Here is an 11196-nt window from a genome sequence, read left to right on the forward strand (position 1 = left end):
TGCTTACAGCCCCCGTCCAAGCCCCAGTTCGGCCGGCCGCCCGCCCCGTGCGGACGCGGCCAGCCGCTCCTTCTGCGCCAGATGCGCGAGATACAGATCGGCCCCGCGGTGCCCGGCCGGCAGGTCGCTGACGCTGAGCACCTTCATCCCGATGCTCAGCGAAGCCCTGATCGGATTGAGCCGCACGTCGAACGCCGACTCATTGATCGACAGCTCGGTGAGCCGCACGGGCATGACGCGCTTGCTCCCCCAGGTGAACAGCGTCAGCGGCACCTCGATCGGACTGATCTCGATGGCTCCCTTCTTGGTCAGCCGGGAAGCCTCCCGCAACTGGGCGGTGGTGGGGTGCACCAGCATCTCCAGCGTGGCCAACTGCGGATGGATCCCCTCCGGCGCGGCGACCTCGAACTGATCGGTCGCATCGATCTCGGCGGTGAACTTCCACGTCTCCTCGGCGGGCCCTTTGAGCCGGAGGGCCTCGTTCTTGTCCCCTCCACTCCCTCCGCCACCGGCATCGCCGCTTCCTCCGGCGGCCTGCGGCGCGAGGGAGCGCTCCAGGGTGTCGGGGTTGAACTGCAGCACGATGATCCGCTGCGGCGTCCCGCGCTCGGGGTCGACGACGACGATGCCGGAGCGGATGGGTTTGGGTATGTCGGCGTAGCGGGTCACAGCCGGGCCTCCAGTCGCTCGGCGAGCGGGGTGTAGTCGTACGCGGGAAAAAGGTCGGGAAACACTTCCAGCATGCTGGTCAGATAATGCACCTTGCTCTCGAATCCGCTTTCCCGCAGGGAGATGTCTGCATAGAGGTACTGCCAGCCGTAGGTGCCTTTGGTCAGTGTCAGGGCCTCAAGGTACTCGCAGTAGGTGATGTCCATTCTGATGTAGTTTCTGGGGTAGGGATGCCGCCCGATGTCGGCGATGTCCTGGTACCAGATCTCCAGCGGTGTGACCTGCGGCTGCATGCGGATGTAGGTCATCATCCCGGCACCGGAACGCGGTGTATGGTCGAAATATCGAAGCTGCGCCAGGAAATCTCGTTGAAAGTCAGACGTCTCGTGCCCGGCCGAGGGGCCTTCGGTCTGGTCGAAGACGTCGTAGAAATGCAGCACATGGAATTCGCCGTGGATCTCCGGCAGGCTCTCCCGTGTCGACCACCGGGCCCCGAAATCCGAGAATCGCAAGGCACAATTCAGTAGGCGGCTGTCGAACTCCACCTCCTCCCAATCCGAATTGTGCTCGTACAATGGCAGTAGCTCTTCCACGGGCTCTGCCAGATGCTCGGTGCTTCCGCACTCCGATTCGAGGAACGGGCTCTCTCCGATTTCTGTCAGGGCCGCCGCGCATCGTCGCTCGTTCGGTGTCAGGTTCTGCATGTGTGCACTTTCTGTCGGTGTGGGGGCCGGTGAGGCGGCTAGAAGGTGAAAAGACCGGAGGCGTACCGTGCTTCCACCTCGTCCATGCTCTTGTCGAGGTTGTAGAGGCTCTTCCCTGCGCCGGACCTGAAGCGGGCCAGCTTCCTGCGCATGTCCGCGATGTCCTTGAAGGCGGTACCGCCGGGTCCGACCCTCCCTCGTTCCGCCATGACGGCGTCCATGAAGAGGCTCCTCTGCCGAAGGACGGCCTTGATTTCCTCCCTGGTGCTCTTGTTGATGTTCACTGTGGCCGGAGCGGTGCCCGGGATCGGCGGCGGATCGAAGCGGATAACGGCCGTCATGCTGGCCGGCAACTGTTTCCAGTCCGTATGGTTGAGGCCCGACCCGCGTCCCTTCCTGTCGTACAGGCCCCACTGGGCTTCCATGCGTTCGGGGAAACCTTCCGGGTACTTGCCGGTCGGGTATGCCCGGGCCGTACCCGAATACCTGTCGAGGGACAGCCTGTACCATCCAGGAATCGGTGGATCGGTCGTCGACTTCTGGCCGAACGACTGGCCGGCGAACTTTTCGATGGTGTTGTAGAAGGATCGGTTGTCCTCGTTCCTGGCAGGGACGAAGTTGGTCGTCTTGGCCGCTCCGCCCACTTCACGTGGTATGAGATGCATGCGGTCCCACTGAGGGCCACCGGGATTCTTGTTGAACTTGTGCAGGTCGATGTAATCGAATCCTTCGGTGGTCTGGCCACTGGGCTCGCGTCCGTGCTCCGTCGCGTACACCGGGTTGATGTACTTGGCGTTTGTCTCCGATCCCGGGCGGACCCCCGGCGGCGTACCGTTCCGCGGCAAGGGAAGCACGACGGGCCGCGGCAGTTGCTGCCTCTTCAAGTAATCCCGAAGGTTTTCCGAGATCCCGGTGATGACGGTGCGCCCGGGGTTGAGGGTCGCGCGGATTTTGAAGTCCGGTTTCCCTTCTTTTTCCAGGGTGGTCAGCCGGTACCACGTGCGCAGGGCGGAAAGGAGAAGGCGATGCGCCGGCTGCGGGATGCCCGGTTCCAGCCGGTCCTTGAGGATCCTGTACAGGCGTGGAACGATCCGGTCAAGGCGGTCATGCTTGGCCTTTTGCGACGTCTCCTTCTTCCGGCGCTCATCACGCCGCTGCTTCCTGTTGTTCAGCCGGTTCTTCCTGTCGTCGCGCATACGATCGCGCTTCTTCTTGAACACATCGCGGATCTTCCTGCCGCTGTTCTTCAGCGCCTGCCCGACCTTGCTCTTGCGCAGCTTCTTCCCGAGCGTCTTGCCGGTGTTGCGGATCTTCTTCAGAGCCGACTTGACCTTGCCCTTGATCTTGTCAAGGGCCTTGCCCAACGAGGACTTGGGCTTGCGGGGCTTCTGGCGTTTCGGGGCTTCGACCTCTTTCCGCTTCTTCGGCGCAGAGTCGGGAGACTTGTCCCTCCTGGTGCCGGGGCGCTGGTCCGAGGAAGGGGACGGGGCCCGGTCAGGGGCGCGGTCCGGGCGGGACTCGGGGCGCTGACGGTCGTGCTGGGCCTCCGACTCCTCGCGGCGGCGGTCGCGCTCCCGGTCCGGGGTGCGGCTCGTCGGGCGGTCGGTGGTGGTGTCCTTCGACGGCCGGTTGGCGGTCGGGCCGCGGTCCGTGGAGGTGGAGCGGTTCTTCGGGACCCGGGGGCCCTTCGGTTTCGCCGGGAGCGCCGACCGTCGCAAGGCCTCCTGCGCGCTGCGTACCGCACCACGCGCCTTGTTGACCGCGTCGCCCGCCGCCTCCTTCGCGCCCTTGCCCGTCTTCTTCAGCCCCCTCAGAATCTTCTCGGCCATCGCCTTGAGGCGCTTGCCCACGCCCTTCGTCGCGGCCGTGAGGCGCAGCATCAGGAAGTTGGTGATGAAGTCCAGCAGGGCCACGATCCCCGCCGCGACCGCCTCCGCGAACAGACAGGCCGCCGGGCCCGCCTTGACCGCCCTCAGGTACGCCCAGAACTTGCCGAACGCGGTGAGGATCGAGCTGAGGCTCTGCCACGCCGCCATCAGGCCCTGAACGATCGTCAGGATCGCGCCGGCAGCCGGCACGAGCATCGAGACGACCTTCTCGATCACGATCGACGCGATCATCATGGGCAGCGACGCGATGATCGCGTCCCAAGCCATCTTCCCGATCTGCTTGATCGAGACGCAGCCCTTCACCAGGACGTCGATCACGGCCTTGCCGAGCCCGAGGATCCCCTCGACCTTCGTGTCGAACCACCGCTTGACGCCCGTCTTGATCGCGCCCCACAGGTGGTCCTGGATACCCGCCTTCGCCGAACTGCCCGCCTTGCCCAGCCACCCGCCCGGGTCCGGCGCGATGTCCGCCACCAGCGCCGCGAACTTGCCCAGCGCCTCGATCGCCGCCTGCGCGAACTTGATCGCGCCCAGGATCACCGCCTGATACGCCTTGATGACGGCCTTCAGGCCTGCTTCCAGGACATCGAGCAGCTTGTTCAGGCCCGCCGCCAGCGCGTCGAGCAGCGCGTTCACGGCCTTCTTCAGGCCGTCCGCCAGCTTGTTGACCGCGGCGATCGCCTTGTCGCGGAGCCCCTCGATCGCCTTGCGGAACTTGTCCCGCAGCTCCGGGAAGGCCGCCAGCAGCACATCGCCGATCGCGATCAGCGCGTCCGCCAGCACGTTGATCGCCTTGATCGCGAGGTCCCGTACGAAGTCGATGGCCTTGTTGGCCCACTCCTTGAACGTGTCGATGATCGAGTTGACGACCTTGCGCGCGGCATCGAACACCGCGGTGACCGCGTCCAGGATCGCGTTGAACACGCTCTTCACCCGGTCGGCGACCCAGCCGAGGAAGCCTCCCGAAGGCTTGCTCTCCTCCTTCTTCTTCTCGGCCTCCTTCTCCGCCTTCTCGCGCTCGGAGTCGATCCGCTCGTTGTCCTTGTTCTTCCGGTCCTCGACCTCCTTGTCCTTGTCGTCGCGGGCCTTGACGATCTCCTTGTTCCTGGCGGTGTGCTCCTTCCCGGAGTTCGTGTCCGCCTCTTCGATCTTCTTGTCCTGCTCGGCGCGCCAGGTCTCCCGCTCGCGCTGCGCCTCCTCGGCGGCCCGGCCTCGCTCCGCAGTCTGCTTCGCCGCGTTCTGGGCCACCTCGCGGTCGATCTCGGTCTGCTTCTCCCGCTTGGCCTGCTGCTCGCCCTGCTGGTGTTCCTTCTCCTTGGCGACCAGATCGCCCTGCGCCTGGCCCGCCGCACCCTGGATCTCGCCGCCGCGCTCCTGCTTGGCGACGGCCCCGACACCGGGCTTGGGCGCCGCCGCCCTCGCCAGGCCACCGCGCGTGCGGCGGCCACCCGAGGCCGAGCCGACCAACTGCTCCTTGGGCGCGTCGGGAAAGATCTGGTCCTCACCCATCGGCTTCGCGGCGTCCTGACGCCCCGTGTCCTGGATCTCGGACTGCTTCTCCTTCAGCGCCTTCGCCTGGTCGTCCGTACGCTTCGGATCACTCGCCCCCTCCAGCCTGATCTTGGGCGCCGGACCGACCGTCTTGTTGCGCAACTCCGGGTCGACCGTCGGTACCGCGTCGGCCGCGGCCTCGACGTTCTTCGCCTCCTCCGCACTGAGCTTCTCCGCCACCGGCATCGCAGGCGGGGGAGTGTTGTCGGTCGGCTTCTGGCCCTGCGCCTTCTCGCTGCCCTTGGCCCGTTGCTTCTCGCCCTGCTCCTCGGGCCCGATCCTCTCGACCTTGCCCGTCACCTGCGGCGCGGGCGGCGCCGCTTCCGGTGGAGCCGACTGGGTTCGCGGCGCGCCCGAAGGGCGCTCCCGCTTCGGCGGGTTGGCGTCCAGACGCCGCTGCTCCTGGCCGACCTTCTTGTCCGCCGCCGCGTCCACGCCGGGCATGGCGACCAGTGCCTGGTCCGGTGCCAGCTTGCTGACCGTGCCGATCGCGGCCTTCGGGTCCTGGCCCGAGACGTCCGGCGGCTCCTGCTGCTTCTCCTCGGGAGCGGCCGCACCGCCCCCGCCGCCGCAGCTCCCGCCGCCCTCCTCCTTCTCCGCGGCGGGCTCGGGCGGGGCGCACCCGCCACCGTCCTTCTCCAGCGACGCGTCCGGCTGCGCCTTGGCACCCTCCGGCGCGGGAGCGCCCAACCGCCCCGGCGCGGCCGCCTGTTCGGCCGCCGGACCCACCGCGGCCTGCGCCACCGGCGGCGCCCCACCGGGACCGGCGGCCGCGCTCGGCGCCGACGTACGACTGCCGCCGACCACACCGGTGGGCGCGGCACCCGGTCCGCTCTCCTTCGGGATCCGGCTCTGCGGCGCGGATCCCTCGTGGTCACCCCGCGCGGAGTCCGCGACCCGGCGCGCGGCGGGGGAGGGCCGCCGGTCCTCCACGGCACTGCGTTCGTTGTGGGCGCCCGCCGGTGGAGCGACCGGTGACGAACTCACCTCCGAGCCCGCCGAACCGGACGGTTTCTCCGCCGCCGCCCCCTGCGGCAGCCCCTTCGCGCCCCGATGCTCCTGGCGCTCCTCCTGCTCCTTGCGCTCCTGTTCCTGATCCGCGGCCTCCCGCGCGTCCGGTGCTTCCGCGGCCGGGCCCTCCGGCCCGTCGTCCGCATCGCGCTGCGCCGCTTCCTGCTCCTGCTCCGGGTCCCGCTCCTCCGCCTCCGGCTCCGGTTGCTGCCGCGCGTCCGTCGCCGGATCGGGCCCGACCTCCTGGTCCACCGGCTTCTCCGGCTGGAGATCCTTCTCGGCGCGGTCGCCGGCCTCGGCCGCCGGACCGCCCTCCGGCTGCGGTGCCTCGCCCTCGACCGGTCCCGTCTCCGCGCCCGGCGGTTTCGCCTCCGTCTCCGGGGCGTCCTCGTCCTCTTCCTCCTCCGCGTCGTTCTCCCGCTGCGCCTGGACCTGTTCGGCCTTCGTCGGCGGGGGAGCGGGGAAGGTGGGGAGGGGGGCGTCGGGGTTCTCCGCGGTCGGTACGGACGACACGTCGAGGTCGGTGGCCGGCAGATAGTCCTCCGGCTCGAGCTCGGCCTCGGCCCCGACCGCCCCCGCCGTACCCGCGGCGTCCCCGCCGCCGATCTCCCGGTCCGCGCCCGCCTCGAGCCCGAGCGGCTTCTCGGCCTCCAGCGGCTCGCCCTCGTCCTCGTCCTTCTCGTGCAGGCCGTGCTCGGACAGCTCGCTGTCGCGCTGCTCCGCGCGCTCGTCGACCTTGTCCGGGCGTACGGGACCGGGCTGGGGCTTCGCCTTCGGGTCGAGGTTCTCCTGCTTCGACCCGGCCGCCGGTTTCTTCGCGTCGTCCCTGCGTTTGCGCTTCTCCGCGCCGGGGGCGTTGGCCTGTTCCGGATCCTGCTCCTCGCGGTCCCGCTGGGCCTTGCGCTCCTCCTCGGCCTGCTCGGTGCCCTCCTGCCGCTCCTCCGCCCGTTCGTCGGCGGCCTCGTCGACGCGCTGACGGTCCTGGGCCTGTTGGTCCTCCTCCTGGCGCTGCTCCTGCTCCGCCCGCGCCCGGGACCGGGCGCGCTCGTCCTCCTGCTCCTCGCGCCGCGCCGCCTCCTGCTCCTCGGCCGCCGCGTCGGCGCGTGCCCTGCTCCGCTCGCCGCCCTGCTGCTCGTCCCGCGCCCGGGCGTCCCGCCGCTCCTCGCGGGCTTCGTCGGTGCGTTTGTCGCCGGACGCCCGGTCGCCCTCCTCCTTGCGCTGCCACCGGGTGCGTTCGACACCCAGCTCCTCGAACAGGTCGATCTCGGGGCCGGGCACCTCCGCCGGGCCGAGCTCGACCGGCCCGGCGTCCGACTCCTCGACGAGGTCCAGCAGCCGGTCGTACTCGTTCGACAGCAGCCGCACCTCCAGCCGGTCGATCACCGACTCCTGCAACCGTGGTGCCATCCGCGCGAGTTGTAACCGCACCCGCCCCGACAGGTCCTCCGGGTCGCCGCGCAGCGAGCGCAGTACGCCGTTCGCCAGCCGGTCCACCAGGGTCGCCGGGTCCAGCTCCTCCAGGCGCCGGCGGTCGGCGTCGACGGTGGCGTACCGCAGCCAGCCCGGGGTCGCCCGGCCCGGCTCGACCTCGGGGGACGCGTCGCCCTCCCGTACCAGGTCCTGCGCCACCGACTCCGCCTCGCGCTCCACCGCCTGCTGCGGGAGGCTCACCGCGCCCAGGTCGCGGCCCGCCCGCAGAGCGCCGAGCCCGTGCGGGTTCTGCACCGTGTGCAGCAGCTCGTGCGCGAGCAGCCGCTGCCCGTCCGCCGTCCCCGGCAGGTAGGCGCCCTCCCGGAAGAAGATGTCCCGGCCGACCGCGACCGCGTCGGCGCCCAGCATGTCCGTCAGCGCGTCCGCGTCCCGGTCCGTGTGCAGCCGGACCTGGCCGAAGTCGTACCCGAGCCGCTCCTCCAGCTCCCGCCGCACGCCGAGGTCCAGCGGCTGGCCGGCGCCGCTGACGATGTTCTTCGGCTCCGGTGCGCGGGACGCGGCCCGCTCCTTGCGCTTGCGGCGCCGCTCCCTCTGTGCCGCTTGAGCGTCCTGTGCGTGGGACGTGCTCATCGCGCCTCACCCCGCCCCGACAGCCCCGCGTGCACCGCACGCGCCAGCGCCTCGCCCAGCCGCCCCGGCGACGTCGTCGCGGGCAGCGGCGGCAGCCCGGACAGGGCGTCCAGCGCCCGGCCGCCGTCCATCGCCAGCGGCACCCCCCGCTCCCGTACGAGCCGGGCCAGCTCCGCCTGGAACGCGGCCGACACGCGATCGGGGTCGACCCGGTCGAAGCCGTCGAGCACCAGCTCGCCGATGTCGATGCGTACGGTACGTGGTGACTCGTTCAGACCCATCCGTGGACCTCCGACGGCGTCAAGGAGCGGTCCAGCTTGAGGTATTCGGTACGCGCCGCCTCCAGCATGTGCCGCATCTGGAGACGCTCGCCCTCCTCGGCCGCGAGGAACGCGCCCGACAGCGCGATGTTGCGGATGGAGCCGCCCGCCACGGTCAGCCGGGCCAGCAGCACCGGGTCGATGTCCTTCATCGGGGCCCGCGCCGGCAGCACCCGCCGCCAGATCTCGGCACGCTCGTTCTCGCCGGGGAAGGGGAAGTCGACGACGAAGCGGATACGGCGCATGAACGCCGTGTCGAGCGCCTGCTTCATGTTGGTGGTGAGGATCGCGAGGCCCCGGTACGCCTCCATCCGCATCAGCAGGTAGCTGACCTCGAGGTTCGCGTACCGGTCATGGCTGTCCTTGACCTCGCTGCGCTTGCCGAAGAGCGCGTCCGCCTCGTCGAACAGCAGGAGCGCCCCGCCGCGTTCGGCGGCGTCGAAGACCCGGCGCAGGTTCTTCTCGGTCTCACCGATGTACTTGCTGACCACCTGGGACAGATCGATGATGAACAGATCCAGCCCCAGCTCCTTCGCCATCACCTCGGCGGCCAGCGTCTTGCCCGTGCCCGACCCGCCCGCGAAGAGGGCCGTGACCCCGAGTCCGCGGCGCAGTGTGGCCGCGAAACCCCAGTCCTGGTGGACCGTGGAGCGCTGCCGCACATGGGCCACGATCTCGTGCAGGACCTTCACCTGACGCTCCGCCAGCACCAGGTCGCCCCAGCCCGCCTGCGGCTCGATCCGCCGGCCCAGCTCGTCCATGCCCATCCGCGCCTCGGCGAGCCCCGCCCGCCAGGCGAGTTCGCGTGCGTCGTGCTCGTCCCCGCCGGGCAGATCCCGTACGACGGCCGCGCCGGCCGAGCGGATCAGGTGGGGCGGCAGCGAGAACTGGGCGACGAGGTCCTTCAGGTCCTCCTCGGACACCTCGGGTACGTCGCCGAGGGCGTCCGCCCACACACGCACCTGCTCGTCGGTGTCGAGCGCCGGCACGGTGACCCGCTCGCCGCGCGGCCGCGAGGTCTGCCGCGGATCGGCACTCGATACGACGAGGGGCACGGCGGCGCTCTCGATGAACGCGTCCGTGGCGGCGGCCTGGTCGCGGTCCAGGTCCCCGACCTCCACCAGCAGCGCGGCCGGCAGCAGGATCGCCTCCCGCTGCCAGAGCCGGGCCAGTCGGTCCCGCTCGGCCGGGTCGGTGGGGATGTCGTCGGCGGCCATCGCGTACAACCCGAGCCCCGAACGCCGGGCGGCCGCGGCGGCGATGTCGGCGCGCGACACCGGGTCGCCGCCCACCAGCTCGACCCGCAGCGGCGCGTGCTGCCCGGCGCCCGGGTCCGCCCACACGGCCGCGATCCGGCCCGCCGCCACGTCGTACGAGGAGGGCAGCGCGTCACGTACGGCCGTCCGCCGCAGCAGCCCGTGCAGCCGCGCGTCCAGATACGGGCCGCCGGCCAGGAAGTGCAGGATCCGCTCGTCGAGCCGCAGCCGGGACGTGGTCAGCCGGGTCTCGTCGTCCAGCTCGACGAGCCGCCAGCGCCGTAGCGGCCCCACGGGTGTCAGCGCGCTCCAGTGCGGGCCGGCGAGCGCGGCCAGGGCGAGCCCGAACGTCGGATGCGCCCGCTCCGGGTCCCCGCTCGCGGCGGCGCACCGGCTCCCGGCGGTGGGATCCAGCTCGGCGGCGGCGGTCAGCAGGACGACGTCCCGCTCGAACGGCGTGAGCCCGAAGCACGTCACCAACGCGTCCAGCGCGGCGGGCACCGCGCTCCGGGGCTCCGTGGCGGTGGCGGGACCGGTGGGGCGGCAGCCCGCACCGGGCGTGGTCGCCGCCGGGCCGCCCCGCCCCGCCCCGGCCGCGTGGGCGTCCACACGGGCGAGGACCGCGCTGATGGCGGCCGCCAGCGCCCGGCCCTCCCCACCCGTTCCCTCGTCCGGCGTCCCCATGTCCGCACCCGCCCCCGTGTCGCGCACTGTGCCTCAGCCCTCCTTGTTCGGGGCTTTGCGTGAACGGGCGGGAGCGGACCGCTTGGCGGGGGCCCGCTTCTTCGCGGGGGCCGCGGGGGCCGCTGGTGCCGCGGGCGCCGCGGTTTCCTCCGCAGCGGCCTCGGGGGCCTCCACCGGAGCCTCACGCTCCTCCGGCGTACCCGGCGGCACCGGCGCACCCGGCGCGCCGAACGGCAGGACCCGTACCGTCCGCTGCTCCACCGGCTTGGCCGGGACCGGGATCCCGCGGCCCTCCAGCAGGACGAGCGACGCCTGGTAGGCCACCGACAGGGTGTAGGGCGTCTGGTGCAGCATCCCCCACAGCTTGGACGTCTCGTCGACGTCCATGACCGTCGGCGTGAACCGCACCTTCTGCGCCGACTCCGCCAGATCGCTGCCGGTCAGATACGGACGCTCCGCCGCCTGCTCGATCAACTCCTTCGGCAGCACCGGGATCTCGTGAAGCGTCCGCACCACGCAGCCGATCAGCCGCTGGCCGACCAGCTCGGCCTCCTCCCCGTACGCACTGATCAGGTAGTGCAGGTCCAGCGCCGCCGCCGGGCGCTTGATCAGCGTGCCGTCCGAGGAACGGGTGGGCAGGTCGTAGTGGCGCATCGAGGCGTTGGGCGTGACCTGGTAGAGGAAGACGTTGATGGTCGGGTCGACGGGCGGCTCCGCCGGTGGTTTGCGGGTCTCCACCTTCACGGCGATGTCCATCTCGGGGCCCAGGTTGTTCCCGATCAGCAGGGCCAGGGCCTGGGTGACCGTCGCGACGGCAAGTGCGTTGCTCATGACCTCAGTTCCTCCTCTCGCCGCGCGCCAGGTAGTCGTCCAGGCTCAGCGCGGGTGCGCGCCGCCCGGTGGGGCCGGAGCGGTCGGTGCCGGCGCGGGGCGTGCCGGGCGGCGGGGCCGCGCTCACCTCGAGGCGGCCGATCTGTACGTGGACGACGCGCTTCGGCGGGGTGGCCGTGGCGGCCCTGGGCGCGGTGGCGGGGCTGTCGCAGGCACTGTC

The 11196-nt window shown here is 70.9% G+C and carries 6 protein-coding genes and 1 pseudogene; all 7 read right to left on the minus strand.

Annotated features, from left to right (window positions below; translation table 11 throughout):
* Positions 1-3 precede the first annotated feature (3 nt).
* Complete coding sequence (locus ABT360_RS04530) at positions 4-669, minus strand: hypothetical protein (protein ID WP_351810516.1); 666 nt, start codon at positions 667-669, stop codon at positions 4-6.
* Positions 666-1373: a hypothetical protein gene (locus ABT360_RS04535; protein ID WP_351810519.1), complete on the minus strand. Its 708-nt coding sequence runs from the start codon at positions 1371-1373 to the stop codon at positions 666-668. Before ABT360_RS04535 ends, ABT360_RS04530 begins: the two co-directional genes overlap by 4 nt.
* Positions 1374-1411: 38 nt before the next feature.
* Complete coding sequence (locus ABT360_RS04540; protein ID WP_351810522.1) at positions 1412-7885, minus strand: eCIS core domain-containing protein; 6474 nt, start codon at positions 7883-7885, stop codon at positions 1412-1414.
* A complete protein-coding gene (locus tag ABT360_RS04545) occupies positions 7882-8166 on the minus strand; it encodes a hypothetical protein (RefSeq protein ID WP_351810525.1) in 285 nt (94 codons plus the stop codon). The genes ABT360_RS04540 and ABT360_RS04545 overlap by 4 nt, the downstream gene beginning before the upstream one ends.
* The gene (locus tag ABT360_RS04550) at positions 8157-10145 is read right to left on the minus strand and encodes an ATP-binding protein (RefSeq protein WP_351810571.1); all 1989 of its coding nucleotides are present in this window, start codon (positions 10143-10145) and stop codon (positions 8157-8159) included. The genes ABT360_RS04545 and ABT360_RS04550 overlap by 10 nt, the downstream gene beginning before the upstream one ends.
* A gap of 33 nt (positions 10146-10178) precedes the next feature.
* Positions 10179-10976, minus strand: a complete 798-nt coding sequence (locus tag ABT360_RS04555) for a DUF4255 domain-containing protein (protein WP_351810528.1) — start codon at positions 10974-10976, stop codon at positions 10179-10181.
* A 4-nt stretch (positions 10977-10980) separates the two neighbouring features.
* Positions 10981-11196 (minus strand): annotated as a pseudogene (locus ABT360_RS04560) (hypothetical protein); the annotation flags it as partial.

Origin of the sequence: Streptomyces sp. NPDC000229, from assembly GCF_040300825.1 — a bacterium.
GTDB lineage: Bacteria > Actinomycetota > Actinomycetes > Streptomycetales > Streptomycetaceae > Streptomyces.

Coding starts and splice junctions, on each gene's coding strand:
- ABT360_RS04555 (WP_351810528.1), bottom strand. CDS start 10,976: ATGAGCAACGCACTTGCCGTCGCGACGGTCACCCAGGCCCTGGCCCTG.
- ABT360_RS04550 (WP_351810571.1), bottom strand. CDS start 10,145: ATGGGGACGCCGGACGAGGGAACGGGTGGGGAGGGCCGGGCGCTGGCG.
- ABT360_RS04535 (WP_351810519.1), bottom strand. CDS start 1,373: ATGCAGAACCTGACACCGAACGAGCGACGATGCGCGGCGGCCCTGACA.
- ABT360_RS04545 (WP_351810525.1), bottom strand. CDS start 8,166: ATGGGTCTGAACGAGTCACCACGTACCGTACGCATCGACATCGGCGAG.
- ABT360_RS04540 (WP_351810522.1), bottom strand. CDS start 7,885: ATGAGCACGTCCCACGCACAGGACGCTCAAGCGGCACAGAGGGAGCGG.